10 protein-coding genes are annotated in these 17,299 nt (G+C 71.0%); 8 read left to right on the top strand and 2 right to left on the bottom strand.

Annotated elements, in window-relative coordinates; genetic code table 11:
• Window positions 1-45 precede the first annotated feature (45 nt).
• From QT196_RS05270 to QT196_RS05255, 4 genes are read left to right on the top strand one after another with little or no spacing between them, the layout of a single operon-like run.
• Window positions 46-831 carry a hypothetical protein gene (locus QT196_RS05270; RefSeq protein ID WP_290354445.1) on the top strand — a complete coding sequence of 262 codons (786 nt, stop codon included), beginning with the start codon at window positions 46-48 and terminating at the stop codon, window positions 829-831.
• Between the two features lie 35 nt (window positions 832-866).
• On the top strand, window positions 867-3,962 hold the full coding sequence (locus QT196_RS05265) for an amino acid adenylation domain-containing protein (RefSeq protein WP_290354443.1): 3,096 nt from the start codon (window positions 867-869) through the stop codon (window positions 3,960-3,962).
• A 56-nt stretch (window positions 3,963-4,018) separates the two neighbouring features.
• On the top strand, window positions 4,019-4,921 hold the full coding sequence (locus QT196_RS05260; protein WP_266734621.1) for a VCBS repeat-containing protein: 903 nt from the start codon (window positions 4,019-4,021) through the stop codon (window positions 4,919-4,921).
• A 28-nt stretch (window positions 4,922-4,949) separates the two neighbouring features.
• Window positions 4,950-10,730: a type I polyketide synthase gene (locus QT196_RS05255; RefSeq protein ID WP_290354442.1), complete on the top strand. Its 5,781-nt coding sequence runs from the start codon at window positions 4,950-4,952 to the stop codon at window positions 10,728-10,730.
• 80 nt (window positions 10,731-10,810) lie between these two features.
• On the opposite strand, the gene QT196_RS05250 is transcribed toward QT196_RS05255, so the two are convergent.
• Window positions 10,811-12,100 (bottom strand): cytochrome P450, encoded by a 1,290-nt coding sequence (locus QT196_RS05250; protein WP_290354441.1) that lies wholly within the window; start codon window positions 12,098-12,100, stop codon window positions 10,811-10,813.
• A gap of 477 nt (window positions 12,101-12,577) precedes the next feature.
• On the opposite strand from QT196_RS05250, the gene QT196_RS05245 reads away from it, so the two are divergent.
• The 3 genes from QT196_RS05245 to QT196_RS05235 all read left to right on the top strand — a co-directional run bounded on the left by QT196_RS05245 (window position 12,578) and on the right by QT196_RS05235 (window position 14,594).
• Window positions 12,578-12,712, top strand: a complete 135-nt coding sequence (locus QT196_RS05245) for a hypothetical protein (RefSeq protein ID WP_290354440.1) — start codon at window positions 12,578-12,580, stop codon at window positions 12,710-12,712.
• A 106-nt stretch (window positions 12,713-12,818) separates the two neighbouring features.
• The gene (locus QT196_RS05240) at window positions 12,819-13,568 is read left to right on the top strand and encodes a DUF3159 domain-containing protein (protein ID WP_168477851.1); all 750 of its coding nucleotides are present in this window, start codon (window positions 12,819-12,821) and stop codon (window positions 13,566-13,568) included.
• A gap of 264 nt (window positions 13,569-13,832) precedes the next feature.
• A complete protein-coding gene (locus QT196_RS05235; RefSeq protein ID WP_290354439.1) occupies window positions 13,833-14,594 on the top strand; it encodes an alpha/beta fold hydrolase in 762 nt (253 codons plus the stop codon).
• A gap of 72 nt (window positions 14,595-14,666) precedes the next feature.
• Here QT196_RS05235 and QT196_RS05230 read toward each other — a convergent pair whose 3' ends face one another.
• Window positions 14,667-16,292: an NAD(P)/FAD-dependent oxidoreductase gene (locus QT196_RS05230; RefSeq protein ID WP_290354438.1), complete on the bottom strand. Its 1,626-nt coding sequence runs from the start codon at window positions 16,290-16,292 to the stop codon at window positions 14,667-14,669.
• A 534-nt stretch (window positions 16,293-16,826) separates the two neighbouring features.
• Here QT196_RS05230 and QT196_RS05225 point away from each other — a divergent pair.
• Window positions 16,827-17,279 carry a hypothetical protein gene (locus tag QT196_RS05225; RefSeq protein WP_290354437.1) on the top strand — a complete coding sequence of 151 codons (453 nt, stop codon included), beginning with the start codon at window positions 16,827-16,829 and terminating at the stop codon, window positions 17,277-17,279.
• Window positions 17,280-17,299 lie beyond the last annotated feature (20 nt).

Here is a 17,299-nt window from a genome sequence, read left to right as displayed (position 1 = left end):
CTCGGAGAGTGAATCCACATGGCAGTTCCCGGCTCGTGGAAAACGTTGACTTCGGACGGAAAGGATCTGGTACTCGCGGTCGATTTCGCGGTGACCGGAAGGCCGCAGGCAGGTTTTCCGGAATTCGTCGCGCTCGCCCATCCGCAATTCTCGCTCTGGGAGACACTGCCGCCCGCCCCGGAGGAGGACGCCGGAATGACCGGCGCCGACTACGTCGAACGCTGGGCGCAGGACGTGCTCCGGGACGGCCGGCCGGTCCGGGCCGTCATGGGCTACTGCGTCGGAGCGGTGTACGCGGCGGCGCTGGCCGAGCGCATCGGGCGCAGCCAGGGCGAGCCGCCCGTCCTCATCGGATTCGACCCCGAGCTGCCCCGGCGGGATGTGGTCTGCCACCACTTCCTGACCACCATGGAGGGGATGTCCGGGCTGCTGAAGCCGGAGGAGATCGCGCACGCCCAGCAGGCCGCCGGCCAGGCACTGACCGACGAGGGCGACATCAAGAGGTTCGGTGAGCGGCTGCTGGAGATCTTCCGGGAGGTCGGCGGCGCGGCCTTCGCGCGGGTGGGCCTGGACGCCAAGCGCAGCGAGGAATTCGTCGCCACCTTCGGCTTGTTCCTGCACTTCTTCGTACGGGGCAGCGACCTCGACCCGACGGCCGGCTGGAAGTCGCTGACCGCGATGACCTCCGCGACCCCCACCAGCGGACTCAACCCGCTGTCCGAAGCCGACCGGGCCGCCCGGGTGGCCAAGGAGATCCGCTTCCCCGTCGAGCACGCCGATCTGCTGCGCACGCCCGACGTCGCCACCACGGTCACCGGCCTGCTGAGCTGACGGCCCTCACCCCAGCAGTCGAAAGGAACTCGCGCATGCAGCCAAGGAGCACGCCGCTCTCCCGGGCCAGTCAGAAAGAGGAGGCGCTGTGGCTGCTCGACAAGCTGGTCCCGGACAGCGGGGTGAACAACATCCCCGCCGCCCTCCAGGTGGCCGGCCGGCTGCGGACCACGGCCCTGCGCGAGGCCGCCACCCGGCTCCTGCGCAAGCACGAGGTGCTGCGCACCGTCTTCCATGACGAGGGCGCCGGGCTGCGCAAGGCGATCCTGCCCCCGCAGGACGCCCCGATCGACATCGAGGTGAGCCGGTCCACCGCGGACGGGCTGGCGGACGATCTCACCGCGCTCGCTGCCCGCCCGTTCAAGTTCAACGGCCGCCCCATGCTGCGGATCTGCCAGGTCGAGGCGCCCGAGGGCGATGTGCTCTGCGTCGTGGCGCACCACCTGGTGTTCGATGTGGCGTCCGCGCAGATCGTGATGGGTGAACTCACCCGGCTGTATGGCGCGGTCCTCGCCGGGAAGGATCTCTCCGGCGAGGCGGTCGTGCCGGTCGCGGCGGTCGCTGCCGACGAACCCCGCCCGGAGAGCTTCCAGTTCTGGCGCGACCATCTGAGCTGCTTCGACGCCGGTGCGCTGGATCTGTGGATGGACCGGCAGGGGAGTGCGGAGACCACCCTGAAGGGGGCCACCGTCGCGCACGACCTCTCCGACGAGGCCCGGGACATCGTCCGCCGGCTGCGCAGGGAACTGCGCGCCTCCGAACCCGTCATCCTGCTCGCCGCCTACTATCTGCTGCTCGCCCAGCACGGTGCCGGGCCGGACATCGTGATCGGCTCGCCCGCCGACATCCGCGGGCAGCAGGCCGCCGGTGCCATCGGCTACTACGTGAACATCCTGGCGCTGCGCGTCCGGACCGACCCGGCACAGAGCTTCCGCGCCCTGGTGCGGCAGGCCCGGGACGTCTTCCTGGAGGCGGTCTCCCATGTCGATGTGCATGTGGACCTTCTGCTGCCGGAGATCCCGCGGGTCAACTCCGCGTGGAGCACCACGCTGTTCCGGCATATGTTCAACTACCTGCCGGGCGGGCTCTCCGACGAAACGACCATCGGCGGGCTCCCGGCGCGGGCCCTGATGGTCCGCAACGGTTACAGCCGGATGAACCTCGAATTCGACATCCTGTCGGAGCCGGACCGCATCACCGTCGAGGCGCTCTACGGGGTCGAGTCCCACCGCCGGGCCGATGTCGCCCTCCTGCTCCAGCGCTATGACGCGCTGCTGGTCGCGGCCGGTGCGGAACCGGACCGGCCCGTCGGCGAACTGTCCGCGTGGTCGGAGCGGGACCGTACGGTCATCGCCGCGGCCAACCGCACCGCCACCGACGCACCGACCCCGTCCGTGCTGCGCACCGTCGCCGAACGGGCGGCCGCCGCCCCGGACGCGGTCGCCGTCGCGCACGGCGACCGGAACGTGACCTACGCCGAGCTGTGGCAGGCGGCCGCGGACACCCGGGAGCTGCTGAGCGCCGCCGGGGTGACCGAGGGCGAGGTGGTCGCGGTGGCCGCCCGCCGCGGACCCGAACTCGCCGCCGCGGCCCTGGGCGTGTGGCTGGCGGGCGGCGCCTACCTCCCGGTCGACCCCGACCACCCCGCGGACCGGATCGCCTACCAGCTCGCGGACTCCGGCGCCCGTGCCGTACTGGCCGGTGACACGGTCACCCTGCCCGACGGCACCCCGCGCCTGGACATGGCCGGTCTCCGCGCCGCGGAGGGCGCCACCGCCGATCTCCCGGCGGACCCCGACCCCGCCTCCTGCGCGTACCTCATCTACACCTCCGGTTCCACCGGCCGCCCCAAGGGCACCGAGGTCTCGCACGGCAACCTGGCCAACCTCGTCCGGCACTTCCTCGACGAGCTCGCGCCCGGCCCCGGCGATACCACGCTGTGGATGACCACCTTCGCCTTCGACATCTCCGCACTGGAGCTGTTCCTCCCGCTGGCCTCCGGCGGACGGCTGGCCGTCGCCCCCGACGAGGCCCGGGTGAACGGCACCGTGCTGCGGGACCTGCTGGTCCGGCACGACGTGGGCATCGTGCAGGCCACCCCCACCACCTGGCGGACCGTGCTCGACCAGGTGGGCGACCACCTGTCCGGGCGGCGGGTGCTGTGCGGCGGCGAGGCGCTTCCCGCCGACCTGGCGGTGCGACTGCTGGCGACCGCCGGTGAGGTCCGCAATGTCTACGGCCCCACCGAGACCACCATCTGGTCCACCGCGGGCAGGCTCGACGCCGCTGACGGGGCGGTGCACGCCGGCACCCCGCTGCGGAACACCACCGCCTTCGTCCTGGATCCGGGCGGCCGGGAACTCCCGCTCGGTGTGCACGGCGAACTGTGCCTCGCGGGCGCCGGAGTCGCGATCGGCTACCACGACCGCCCGGAACTCACCGCCGAACGGTTCGGCGAGCATCCCGAGTACGGGCGCTTCTACCGCACCGGGGACCTGGCCCGCTGGCGGGACAACGGAACACTGGAGGTGCTCGGCCGGGTGGACCGACAGATCAAACTCCGCGGCAACCGCCTGGAACTCGCCGAGATCGAGGCGGTGTTGCGGGAGCATCCCGAGGTGACGGACGCCGCCGTGGTCACCGTCGGCGATCTCAGCGCGGACGCCGTGCTGGTGGCCTTCGCGGTGGCCCACCCCACCGAGGGCCTCGCCGAGCGGCTGTGGGAACACGCCAGGGCGAAGCTGCCCTCGTCCGCGGTGCCGCACGACTTCGTGCTCACCGATGAACTCCCCACCAACGCCAACGAGAAGGTGGACCACCCGCACCTCACCCGGCTGGCCACCGCCCGCCGCGCCGCGGCCGGCCACGGCGCGGCCGCGGAACACCACGAGGATGTGCTGGTCGACGCGCTGCTCTCGCTGTTCCGCGAGCTGCTCGGCCGGGAGGACGTCACCGCCGACGCGAACTTCTTCGTCCTGGGCGGGCATTCCCTGCTCGCCGCGCTGCTGGTGCAGCGGATCCAGGAGTCCTTCGGAGCGGAGATCCGCCTCGCCGAGTTCTTCGCACTGCCCACCCCCCTGGGGCTCGCCGCGTTCCTGCGGTCCCGCGGGGTGGATCCCGGTACCGACTGACCCCCGGGTACCCGCGCCACCAGGCACACGAACGGCTGACCGAGGAGAGTGGACACATGCCGGCGATGATCATGAACGGCCATTGCAAATCCTTCAACGGCGACGGGAAGCGGGATCTGCTCGTTCGCCACGACACCAGCGGGGAACTGCTGGTCTTCCCGCACAGCGGAAAGTTCGACGGCACCCGCACGTTTCTCGACCCGGTGACGATCGGTACGGACTTCAGCTGGGAGAAGCACCTGATCATCCGGACCATCGACATCCGCGGCAACGGCCTGGCCAGCGTCCTCGCCGGCAGCGAGGAATCCGTCAACACCGACCATCCGCACGGGGTCTACCTCTACGAGAACAAGGGCGGCCTCAACGGCCTGCACACTCTCAGCGAGCCGATCCGGATGTCCGGCCGCCGCGACGACGACCGGATCTGGGAGAGCATCGGCGTCGCCGACGTCAGCGGGGACGGCAAGGACGACACCTTCGGCCGGGAGAGCGAACTCGGCCATGTGGACTGGTTCCGCAACACCGGCGACGTGGTGGAGAACGACACCTTCGACAAGACGCCCCAGCGGCTGACCGTCACCGAGCCCACCGACTTCCCCTTCGGCATGGCCGATGTGACCGGTACCGGCCGGCTCGATCTGCTGATCCTGCGCGACAACGGCGATCTGTGCGTCTACGAATTCCCGCCCGGACCGGACGGCTTCCTCGGCGACGGAGCCGGTCAGGGCACCTGGTACACCGTCGGCAACCTCGGCGCGGACTGGAACCCGCTGGAGGACGCGCTCGCGGTGACCGATATCGACCTGGACGGCAAGCCCGATCTGCTCGTCCGGCAGCGGGACGGCGTCCTGGTGGCGTACGCGCACTCCGGCACGTTCGACCGGAAGAAGCCGATGAACACCTTCCACCCCCCGGTCGCCGTCCTCCAGGACTGCGCGGAGTACCACACGCTCACCTGATCCACAGGCCCTCGGTCGGAGTCCGCGTATGAATGCCCTCGACGAAAACCCCTCCCTGATCCAGAAGTTGACCGGGCTGTCCCGGCCCGAGCAGGACCGGGCGCTGCTGGATCTGGTGTGCCACCACGCCCTCGGGGCGCTGCGCCGGGTCCGGCCCGACGACGCACCGCGGACCCTGGCCCCGGACCGCCCCTTCACCGACCTCGGATTCGACTCGCTCACCGCGGCCGATCTGCATGTCCGGCTGGTGGCGGCCACCGGACTGCCGCTCCCGGTCACCGTGGCCTTCGACTATCCGACGCCGGTACGGCTGGCCCGGCAGCTGCGCGCCGGACTCTTCGGTGCGGATGGTGGGGACGGCGGGGACGGCACGGAGACCACCGCCGAGCCCACGGGGCAGCCGGGCGGGGCCGACGACGCGGACCCGATCGCCATCGTCGGGATCGGCTGCCGCTACCCCGGCGGCATCGGCAGCCAGGAACAGCTGTGGCGGCTGGTCGCCGAGGGAGGCGAGGTCCTCACCGGGCTGCCCGAGGACCGCGGCTGGGATCCGGAGACCCTGTACGACCCGGACCCGGACGCCCCGGGCAAGACGTACGTCCGCCGCGGCGGATTCCTGCACGACGCCGCGGAGTTCGACGCGGAGTTCTTCGGGATCGGCCCGCGTGAGGCGCAGACGATGGACCCGCAGCAGCGGCTCGTGCTGGAAACCTCGTGGGAGGCGCTGGAGCGGGCCGGTATCGACCCGACCGCGCTGCGCGGCAGCCGCGCCGGGGTCTTCCTCGGCGCCGAGCCACAGGAGTACGGGCCCCGGCTGACCCGGGCCGGCGGACTGGAGGGCCATCTCTCCACCGGCAACACCACCAGTGTCATCGCCGGCCGGGTCGCCTATGCCCTGGGCCTGGAAGGCCCCACGATGACGGTGGACACCGCCTGTTCGGGTTCCCTGGTCGCGCTGCATCTGGCCTGCCAGGCGCTGCGGCAGGGGGAGTGCTCGGTGGCGCTGGCCGGCGGGGTGGCCGTCATGGCCGCGCCCGGCACCTTCCTGTCCTTCTCCCGGCAGCGCGGCCTCGCCCCGGACGGCCGGTGCAAGCCCTTCTCGGCCGACGCGGACGGCACCGGCTGGTCCGAGGGCGTCGGCGTCCTGGTCGTGGAGCGGCTCTCCGACGCCCGCCGCGCCGGGCATCCCGTACTCGCCCTGGTCCGTGGCTCGGCGGTCAACTCCGACGGCGCCTCCAACGGCCTCACAGCGCCCAACGGCCCCGCCCAGCAGCGGGTGATCCGCCAGGCCCTGGACGCCGCCGGACTGGACCCGCACCAGGTCGACGCGGTGGAGGCGCACGGCACCGGCACCAGGCTCGGTGACCCGATCGAGGCGCAGTCCCTGATCGCGGCCTATGGCACCGGACGTACCGAACCGCTGTGGCTGGGCTCGGTCAAATCCAACCTGGGCCACACCCAGGCCGCCGCCGGTGCCGCCGGCATCATCAAAATGATCATGGCGATGCGGCAGGAACTGCTGCCGCGCACCCTGCATGTCACCGAGCCCACCCCGCATGTCGACTGGACGCAGGGCAAGGCCGCACTGCTCACCGAGGCACGGCCCTGGCCGCTTACGGACCGTCCGCGCCGGGCCGGCATCTCCTCGTTCGGCTTCAGCGGCACCAACGCGCACCTCATCCTGGAACAGGCCCCGCCCGCCCCCGCGCCGCCGCCCGCCACCGCACACCCCCCGCTCCTCGCGCTGCCGGTCTCCGCGCGCACCCCCGACGCCCTGCGGGCGCAGGCCGCCCGGCTGAAATCCTTCCTCGACGCGCACCCCGAGCCGGCCCTCACCGATGTCGGCCACGCACTGGCCACCACCCGGGCACAGCTGGAACACCGCGCGGTACTGGTCGCCGCCGACCGGGAGGAACTCACCCGCGACCTCGACGCCCTGGCCGCAGGTGCGCCGGGACCGGGCGTCCGCCAAGGCCGGGCCGGGCCCGGTGCGGTCGCCGTGCTGTTCACCGGCCAGGGCGCCCAGCGGCTCGGGATGGGCCGCGAACTGTACGCCGCCCACCCGGTGTTCGCCCGCGCCTGGGACGAGATCTGCGCCGAGCTGGACGTCCATCTGCCCGGCCCGCTGCGCGCAGTGGTGTGGGCGGAGCCGGACAGCCCCGAGGCCGCCCTGCTGGACCAGACGGTCTACGCCCAGTCGGCGCTGTTCGCCCTGGAGGCCGCGCTGTTCCGGCTGCTGGAGTCCTGGGGGCTGCGGCCGGACTTCCTGCTGGGCCACTCCCTCGGCGAGGTCACCGCCGCCTACGTGGCCGGGGTGTGGTCACTGCCCGACGCGGCCGCCCTGGTCGCCGCCCGCGGCCGGCTGATGCAGGAACTCCCGCCCGGCGGCGCGATGGTGTCCGTACGGGCCACCGAGGAGGAGGTCACCGCCGAACTCGGGCGATGCGAGGGCCGGGTGGGCCTCGCCGCGGTCAACGGACCCGCCTCGGTGGTGCTCTCCGGGGACGCGGACGCCGTCACCGAGATCGCCGCCACCCTCGCCGCGCGCGGCCACAAGACCCAGCGGCTGCGGGTGAGCCATGCCTTCCACTCCCCGCGGATGCAGCCGATGCTGGACAGCTTCCGCTGGGTGACCCGGGTGATGTCCTACAAGCCGCCGAAGATTCCGGTGGTCTCCAACCTCACCGGCCGGATCGCCACCGCCGAGGAACTGTGCGCACCGGACTACTGGGTGGACCATGTCCGCGGCGCCGTCCGGTTCGCCGACGGCATCCGCGCGCTGGCGGACAACGGGGTACGCACCTTCCTCGAAGTGGGCCCGGACGCCGTGCTGTCCGCGATGGCACCGGACTGTGTGCCCGGCGAGGACCGGCCCGTGTTCCTGCCCACCCTCCGCCGCGACCGCGCGGAGACCCGCGAGGTCACCGGTGCCCTGGCCGCTGCCTGGGCGCACGGCGCCGAGGTGAACTGGGCCGCGTTCCACGGCGGTCCCGGCCACCCGGTGGATCTGCCCACCTATCCCTTCCAGCGGCGGCGTTTCTGGCTGGACGCCGGGGACCAGGAGCTGGACCCGGCCGCGCTCGGCCAGGCCGACGCCGGACATCCGCTGCTCGGCGCGGTGATCGAGTCCGCACAGGCGGACACCCGCTCGTACACCGGCCGCCTCTCCCTGCGCTCCCACCCCTGGCTGGCCGACCACGCCATCAACGGCGCCGTCCTCCTGCCGGGCACCGCCTTCGTCGACCTCGCACTGCACGCCGGCGACCGCACGGGCTGCCCCGTCCTGGCCGAACTGACCCTGGAAAGCCCGCTGGTGCTGCCGGAAACCGGTGCGCTACGGCTCCAGGTCGAGGTGGCCGCACCGGACGCACAGGGCGACCGCGAGATCCTGGTGTCCTCCCGTGCCGAGCACGATCCGGCCGAGGCGCCCTGGACGCGGCACGCCACCGGCCGGCTCACCGCCACCACCCCGGACCACGACGGCCCCGACCTGAGCGTCTGGCCGCCGGCCGAGGCCGAGCCGGTCGCTCTCGACGGGCTCTACGACGGTATGGCACAGCGCGGCTACGACTACGGGCCGGAGTTCCAGGGCCTGCGCGCCGCCTGGCGCCGTGGCACGGAGGTGTTCGCCGAGGTCGCCCTGCCCGAGGGAGCCGACAGCACGGACTTCGCGCTCTCCCCGGCGCTCCTCGACGCGGCCCTGCACGCCCTGGACCTGGGGGAGTTCGTGCCACGGGACGGGCGGCCCTGGGTGCCGTTCGCCTGGGCCGGGGTGACCCTGCGGGCCGTCGGCGCGAAGGCGCTGCGGGTGCGGCTGTCCGCCGCGGGGGACCATGCGGTCGCCCTGGACCTCGCCGACTCCACGGGCGCCCCGGTCGCCTCGGTGCGCTCTCTGGTCTCCCGGCCGGTCGCCGCCGAACAGACCGCGGCGGCCCGGAAGGGCGTGGTGGCCCAGTCACTGTTCCGGCCGGACTGGAGCACGGTGGCCACCCCGGGCACACCGGACGGCGACTGGGCGCTGCTGGGCGACGGCGACGGCCCCCTCGGCCGCGCGCTGCGGTCCGGCGGAGCCCGCCTGCGGTGTCACGCCGAGCTGTCCGCCATGGACGTACCGGACCTCCTGGTGGTGCCCTGTGCCCCCGCCGAGGGCACGCCACCCGAGGCCGCCCGCCGTACCGCGCACCGCGTCCTCGCGCTGCTGCGGTCCTGGCTCGAAGACGAGCGGTTCGCCGGCTCCCGGCTCGCCCTGGTGACCGAGGGCGACGATTTCGCCGCCTCGGTGGCCTGGGGCCTGGTGCGCTCGGCGCAGGCCGAACACCCGGACCGGATCACCCTGCTCGACGTGGATTCCTGGACGGCCTCCGGCCCGTCCGTGACCGGTGCACTGGCCACCGGCGAACCCGAACTTGCCCTAAGAGACGGCCAGTTGCGCCTGCCGCGGCTGGCCCGGGTCACCCCACCGGATACCGCTGCGGACTGGGACCCGGAAGGCACCGTGCTGATCACCGGCGGCACCGGCGGGCTCGGTGCGCTGGTCGCCCGGCACCTCGTCAGCGCGCACGGGGTGCGGCATCTGCTGCTGGTCAGCCGCCGGGGACCGGACGCACCGGGCGCGGCGGACCTGCGCACCGAACTGACCGCGCTCGGCGCCACGGTGACCGTGGCCGCCTGCGATGTCGCCGACCGTGCGGCCGTGGCCGGGCTGCTCGCCGGGATCCCCGCCGCGCATCCGCTGCGCGCCGTGGTGCACGCCGCCGGGGTGCTCGACGACGGAGTCCTCACCTCGCTGACCCCGGAACGCTTCGACGGTGTCTTCCGGCCCAAGGCGGACGCGGCCTGGCTGCTGCACGAACTGACCGCGGACCTGGAACTCAGCCGGTTCGTGCTGTTCTCCTCCACCGCCACCGTGCTCGACGGAGCGGGACAGGCGAACTACGCGGCCGCCAACCTGTTCCTCGAAGCGCTCGCCCGGCACCGTCGCGCCAGTGGCCGCCCGGCGACCGCGCTGGCCTGGACGCTGTGGGACGAGGCCGACGGGATGGCCGGCCGGCTCGGCGAGGCCGGTCTGCGCCGGGCCGCCCGGTCCGGCTTTCCACCGCTCGCCCCGGCCGAGGGCCTGGCACTCTTCGACGCCGCGCTCGCCACCGCGGAGACCACCCTGGTCCCGCTGCGGATCGACCAGGCCGTGCTGCGGGCCCGCACCGGCGGCGTCCCCGCGCTGCTGGTCGGGGTGGTCCGGGCCCCGTCCCGGCCCGCCGCCGACGCCCAGGCACCGGCTCCGGCCGCGGAGTCCCTGGCCACCCGGCTGGCGGCGCTCTCCGCCGACGAGCAGCGGCGCACCCTGCTGGGCCTGGTCCGCGGGCAGGTCGCCGAGGTCCTCGGCTACGACCGCCCGGATGCGGTGGTCAGCGGACGGGGCTTCCTCGAACTCGGCCTGGATTCGCTCGCCGCGGTCGAACTGCGCAACCGGCTGACCGCCGCCACCGGGGTCACCCTGTCGTCCACGCTGGTCTTCGACCACCCCACGCCCGAGGCGGTCGCGGAGCACGTGGGCAGTCGCCTCATCGAGAGCGAAGCGGACCGGACCGCCTCGGTGTTCGCCGGAATCCGGCGGCTGGAGGCGGAGCTGACGGCCGTCGCCCCGGACGACGAGGAGTACGCCGGAGTCGCCGCCCGGCTGCGCGGTCTGCTCACCACATGGACCGAAACGCATCGCCCTGAAGAGCGGCCGGAGGAGTCCGCTCTGGGGGCCGCCACCGCCGAGGAACTCTTCGACATCCTCGACAGCGAACTGGAGGCCGGCAGATAACGACCGCCCCCCACGGTGGGTCACCGGCCCCCGGCCTAAGGGGGCCGGTGACACCGGGGGAGCGGCTACCGGCGGACCCGCTACCAGCGGACCGGCATCGCGTGCAGTCCGAAGACGAAGTTCTGGTATTTGAACGGCAGTTCATCCATCGGCTTGTCCAGCCGCAGAGCGGGAATCCGCCGCAGCAGCGTGCCCAGACCGATCTCCAGCTCGGCGCGGGCCAGATTCTGCCCGATGCACTGGTGCACCCCGTATCCGAACGCGATGTGGTGCCGCGCCTTGCGGTGGATGTCGAACGTATCGGGGCGCTCGAAGGCCCGCTCGTCCCGGTTGGCCGACGCGCTCAGCACGAAAATGCCCTCACCGGCCAGGATTTTCCGGCCGTCGATCTCGATGTCCTCGGTGGCGACCCGGTCGAAGGCGGCCCAGTCCGACACGGAGTGAAACCGCAGCAGCTCATCGACGGCCCCGGGCAGCAGCGCGGGGTCCTCGCGGAGTTCGGCCAGCTGCTGCGGGTGTTCCAGCAGGGTCAGCATGCCCAGCGGAAGCATGTTCGCGGTCGCCTCGTGCCCGGCGGTCAGCAGCAGGAAGGCCATGCCCACCAACGCCGCACGGGTCAGCTCACCGCTGCCGACCGGTTCATTGATCAGCCGCCCGATGAGGTTGTCGCCGGGTTCCCGCACGGCCGCCTTGACCAACTCGTCGAGGAAGTCGATGAGCCCCTCCATCGCCGCCTTGAGCTGCTCGGGCTCGGCGTCCAGCTGGACCAGGGTCCTGGTCGCGGACTGGAAGTACTCGTGATCCTCGTACGGGACGCCGAGTAACCGGCAGATGACCAGCGAGGAGAGCGGCAGCCCCAGATCCTCCACGAGGTCCGCCGGGGAGCCCTTCGCCAGCATGTCGTCGACCAGCCGGTCGGTGATGCGCTGGACCTCCGGCCGCAGCTCGTTCATCCGCCGCGCACCGAACTCGGAGATGAGCATGCGCCGGTAGTGACCGTGCCGGGGCGGATCCAGGTTGATGAACTGGCCCTCGTGGAACTGGGCGATCTCCGCCAGCTCGGTGAGCTGCTCGGCGGTGAGCGGCTCCGCGCCGTCCGTGCCCTCGTCGGCCGGCGGCTCCTGGGGCGGCCGGACGCTGGGGAAGCCCGGCCGGTTCGCATCCGAGCTGACCCGTGGGTCGGTCAGCAACTGCTGGGCCTCCGCATGCCGGGTCACCACCCAGGCGGTACCGCCGTGCGGCAGTTGCACCCGCACCAGCGGGGAGTCCGCGCGCAGCCTTTCGTACTCCGGTGGCGGGGCGAAGGGGCAGCGCCGGGCCATGGGGAAGCTCAATTCCCGCACCGACCCGTTGCTGTCAATCTCCGTCATGGAATGCTCCCCTCAAGGTAATTGCCAAGCGACAGGCCAGGAACTTATTAGCGAGAAGTGGTGACGTCAAGATCCAAATGTTTTTGCCAGGCATTTAGGGAGGCGTTCGCTATTGCGTGCCAGACGTCCCGCAGTGCGGCGGAGGGCGGGCGAAGAAATGCCCGCGCATTACCCATTTCGGACGTCAATTCGACGGCGGATGAATAATCCGAAAATTGTCCGCCGGGCAGCGTAAAACGCCTGCTCAACTCGCCGGGCCCGGGGAAATGGCCCGGCGCTATGCGGTGAATCGTCCGTGCGTACGCGGCCGTGCCCCGGCGGTGGGCGAACCGGCCGTCACGGACACCTCCGGCGGCCCGTCAGGCGGCCGGGGGGTAGAGCTACCTCCACCCTTTCTCGGGACCTAGCTGGGATGTCCGAGGGATCGTCTCCGGCCACCATGGGAGATGTTGAAGAGCCTCGTGGGGAGAACGAACCATGCACGACACCGATGTGACCAGGCTGCATACGCGCCACCGAGCCGAGGCCGGAAAACTCACCGGCCACCTGCCGCACCCCTGTGCCGACCACCCCCGACAGGGCAGCCGGCAGCTCCGGGCCGGTGCTGCCTGATGGTGACTTCTCCGCTGCTCTTCCTGCGGGGCCCGGGTCCCACACAGCCCTTCGACTCTCAACTGGGGGAGACGTGAACCACTCGGCCGAGTCGCATTCCTCGTCCGTGACCGACGCACCGGAAAAGGCTGCCAAGGACGAGCCGAAGAAGGTCCCGGAGAATTTCCAGGACCAGCTGGCCTACGCCTGGGAGTACATCGGCGGGGTCTACGGCACCATCCTGACCATCCTGCCGGTCATCACCTACATCGTGGTCAACGCGCTGACCAGCATGTGGCCGGCGATCTGGGCCTCCATCGGCACCGCGGTCCTGGTGGGCATCTTCCAGCTGCTGCGCAAGGAAAAGCTGGCCGCCGCCTTCGTCGGGCTCGGCACCGTCCTCATCACCTCCGGCGTCGCCGTGTTCGTCGGCGAGGCCAAGGGCTACTACCTGCTGGGCAACTGGATCACCGTCGGTATCGGGAGCATTCTGCTGCTGTCCGTCCTGGTGCGCCGGCCCCTGATCGGCCAGGTCTGGTCGGCGGCCAACCTCCAGGGCACGTTCTGGCGCAAGGACCGCAAGTCGCTGTTCTACTACGACGTGGCGACGCTGCTCTGGTCGTTCCTGAGCTTCTCCCGTTTCGCGGTGGAGCGGTGGCTCTACAACATGGACGAGACCACCTGGCTCGGCATCGCCCGGCTCGTCATGGGCTGGCCGCTGACCTTCTTCGCCGTCATGACGAGTATTTGGGCGGTCCGTAAGGTGGACGGGCGGCGCAAACTGCACGACCCGAATTACAAGGATCCCAAGCAGCAGGCGGAATCCGAGGAGAGCGGCCCGACGGATGTGGAGACCGCCAAAAGCCGCGGAGAATAGCGACGCCGAGCCCACGCGAAACGGTGGGTGAGGCGACCCTCCGGTGAATGCCCCTCCCCCGTGTCGGTGACGGTTCGCGAACGTCGCTGCCAGGGGTATGACACCGCCCACGATTTCCGGTCCGTTGTCGCGGACCGGAAATCGTGGTTTCCGCGCCCTTACCGTAGGGGCGTCCGCGGAGGGTTAGGGGTTGCCCACGGCACGGCCGGCAAGCACTGTCGTGCGAGGGGTTTCACCCGTACGGAAATCTGAGGGGACGCACACGTGAACGCGCACGCCGATGAGGATCTGTGGATCCGACGGTTCCATCCCGCGCCGGAGGCGGCGACCAGGCTGGTCTGCCTGCCCCACGCCGGCGGCTCGGCCAGCTTCTACTTCCCGGTGTCCAGGGCGCTCGCCCCGGCGATCGATGTGCTGGCGGTTCAGTACCCCGGCCGTCAGGACCGCCGCACCGAGCCCTGTCTGGACGACATCGCGGACCTCGCCGACGAGGTGGCCGAGCGGCTGCTGCCCTGGACCGACCGGCCGCTGGCGATCTTCGGACACAGCATGGGCGCCACCCTTGCCTTCGAGGTGGCGCTCCGTCTCGAACAGCGCGACCTCACCCTCCAGGCCCTGTTCGCCTCCGGCCGCCGGGCACCGTCCCGGCACCGTGAGGAGACGGCGCATCTGTACGACGATGCCGCACTGGTCCGGGAGATCAAGGCGCTCAACGGCACCGAGTCCCAGACGCTGGACGACGAGGAGATGCTCCGCGCGGTGCTGCCCGCGATCCGCAGCGACTACCGGGCCGCGGAGACCTACCGCTATCAGCCGGGACCCCCGCTCAACTGCCCCGTCTACGCCATGATCGGGGAAAGCGACCCGAAGGTGAGCATCGACGAGGCCCGCTCCTGGGTCGACCACACCATGGGCAGCTTCGAGTTGCAGACCTACCCCGGCGGGCACTTCTACCTGAACGCCCAGGCGCCCCGCGTCATCGCCGCCATCTCCCAAGCGGTGTCGGCGACTTCCGGAACCGTCTGACCGCGGAGATACGACGAGGGCCTGCACCGCCTGGTGCAGGCCCTCCGCACGCGGCCCGAAGACCCCGCACGCTTACTCCGGGAGCCGGACCGGCGCGATCTCGTGGAAGACATCACCGGGGCCGGGGTTCTCCGGATCCGTGCTGCCACCGAGGTGGTTGACCACGCCCCAGACCGCGTTCAGCGCCGTGGTCACCGCGCCCTCGGCGAACCCGCCGGTCCACGAGATGTCATCACCGCACAGGAAGAAGCCGCGATGCCGCGGGGCGAGCTCATGCTGCATGAAGTGGCTGAACAGGCGGCGCTGATAGCGATAGTGACCCGGCAGATTGGCCTTGAAGGCCCCCATGAACCGCGGCTCCGTCTCCCAGGTGATCGTCAGCGGTGCGCTGATGAGATGCGAGCGGATGTCCACCCCGGGATAGACCTCCCCCAGTTTGGTCAGCAGCAGCTCCAGCCGCTGCTCCGCCGACAGGGTGGCGAACTTCAGCGAGTCGTCGTTCCAGGTGTAGGACAGGCACATCACACCCGGTTGGTCCGGGCCCGAGTCGAAGAGGTAGACACTGCGCGGCATCCGGTCCGTGAGCGTCATCCCCATCGCCATCCGGCCGGTGTCCGAATCGGTGTCCAGCCAGAACGGCCGGTCCGTCAGCACAAACACCTTCGAGGAACCCATGTAGTGGGTGCGTTCGACGGCGCTCCACAGGCCGGCCGGGAGCAGCTCCGGATCGCTGTCCACATGATTGAGCAGCGCCCAGACATGCGGGCTGAACACCACGGCCGGATACCGGTCCCGGCGCCCGTCGGCGTCCGTCACCGTATAGCCCTCGGCATCACGCCGGATGCCCACGGCCGCGGGCCGCGGCGCGCCCCCGTGCAGCCCGGCCAGCGAGGTGCCGGCCGGCCAGTGCGCGAGCCGTTCGGGCCGAAGCGTCCACAGACCGCGGGGCACTTGCTGGGCGCCGCCCTCGATCGTCATCTGGTCGTCGTCCGCCGCGGTGCACACGACCCGGAGGATCTCGACGATGGAATTCGGGAAGTCCGTGTCCCAGCCGCCGGTGCCGAAACCGACCTGACCGAAGATCTCCCGGTGCCGGAAGGACGCAAAGGCCGGACTGGTGGCAAGGAAACCATAGAAGGACTGGTCGTCGTACTCCTTGACCAGCTGATTCCAAATCGCCTTCAGTACGGGTATATCGCGGCGGCGGATCGCGTCCTGCAGGCTGGAGAGTTCGGCGCGGTCCTGCAACGCCTTGGCCCAGGCATCCGCCACTTCCTGGAACTCCGACGGCAGATCGGCCGCCGACCGCGCCCGGTGCGAGCGTCCCTCCAGATTCACCAGAGTGGCCGGGGTGCAGGGCGCCAGCGGATTGGGGAACGGCGAGGTGCGCAGCCCGAGCGCGTCGATGTAATGGAAGAGAGTGGTCGCCGACAGCGGAAAGCGCATCGCGCCCATCTCGGCCTGTAACGCGGGATATTCCGGGAATGGCACCGAACGCATCCGCCCGCCCAGCTGCTCCGCTTCGTACACCACCGGCCGCAGACCGAGCCGCATCAGCTCATAGGCCGCGGTCATCCCGGACATCCCACCGCCGATCACCGCCACCGGAGTGCCGTGCCGATGCCTGGGTACGGTGCCGAGCCCGGCCGGATGTCGCAGCCAGTCGTCATAGGCGAAAGGGAAATCCGGTACGAACATGGTCACTCGTTCCGAACTGGCCAAGGTCATGAGGCAACCTCTCGATCGGTCGCGGTCGGAGCGGCGCCCGATACCACTCGGGTCGGCGTTCCCGCAGAGCGGAGTGCCGGCACGCGCCGTACGAAGTTCCCCGTGGGCCACCGGTATTCCCCGGTGGGAACCTAATTTCCGCGCATAACACGCGGCAACCCCTACCGACCCCGGCTTCACAAAGCCGGACCCGCAGCCCCGCGCCCACCCCCTGAAGGCGATTCAGGGGTATCAGTCGCACGAGCCCGGGGCGTACTTTGCCCCGCCCTCGGGGCCTGGCGGGCGTATGACGGTGCGTCCTTGACCTGGACTTCCGCTTACCATGTCCCGGTCAACTGATCACGGCGGGGGAGCTGGGGGAGAGAGCCGCGGGCTTTCTTCTCCTTCGCAGCCGAGGCGCTGCCCGCCGTAACCGGTAGGCGCGTGCTCGGCCCAAAGCCACAACTGCAAAGGGACGTCATGCGTTTCCACCGAATACTTGCCACTGTCGGAACTGTCTGCGCCTTGGCGTCGGTCTCCGCTTGCGGCCTGCCCTCCGCGGGCTCGCCCCAGGAGGCCGGGGACTTTCTTCAGTCGGCGCTCCACTGCGAGAGCATCGACATCGCCTCGCCTCCCGAGGTGCAGCGGGTGGAAGCCATGGGAATGACGGGCATCAACGGCGGCGGCGAGTGCGACAACCCGGCGGGCGGCGACGGTGACGTCGACTTCCTCACCATCGAGGACATGACGGCGTTCCAGACCGCCGTCAAGGGGGACGAGGACGAACAGGACGACCTCATGATCGGCGACGACTTCGCCGTCGACCCGAGCAGCGACGACCAGCGACGCCAACTCCTCAAGTCCGGCCTGCTGTTCCTCAACTGCACCCGGGACTTCAAGGCCCCTTCCGACAGCTCGACGGACGACGCCGAAATCGACGGCTGCTCCACTACCGACTACTCGGACGACCTCGACTGACCTCGACTGTCCTCGGCTGA

The sequence above is a fragment of the Streptomyces sp. P9-2B-2 genome, assembly GCF_030406865.1.
Taxonomy (GTDB): domain Bacteria; phylum Actinomycetota; class Actinomycetes; order Streptomycetales; family Streptomycetaceae; genus Streptomyces; species Streptomyces platensis.
This window is presented reverse-complemented; position numbering and strand designations above follow the sequence as displayed.

What these genes read in the sequence shown, in the direction of transcription:
- QT196_RS05265 (WP_290354443.1), top strand. Translation starts at nt 867, where the DNA reads ATGCAGCCAAGGAGCACGCCGCTCTCCCGGGCCAGTCAGAAAGAGGAG.
- QT196_RS05260 (WP_266734621.1), top strand. Translation starts at nt 4,019, where the DNA reads ATGCCGGCGATGATCATGAACGGCCATTGCAAATCCTTCAACGGCGAC.
- QT196_RS05255 (WP_290354442.1), top strand. Translation starts at nt 4,950, where the DNA reads ATGAATGCCCTCGACGAAAACCCCTCCCTGATCCAGAAGTTGACCGGG.
- QT196_RS05250 (WP_290354441.1), bottom strand. Translation starts at nt 12,100, where the DNA reads ATGACGGAGATTGACAGCAACGGGTCGGTGCGGGAATTGAGCTTCCCC.
- QT196_RS05245 (WP_290354440.1), top strand. Translation starts at nt 12,578, where the DNA reads ATGCACGACACCGATGTGACCAGGCTGCATACGCGCCACCGAGCCGAG.
- QT196_RS05230 (WP_290354438.1), bottom strand. Translation starts at nt 16,292, where the DNA reads ATGTTCGTACCGGATTTCCCTTTCGCCTATGACGACTGGCTGCGACAT.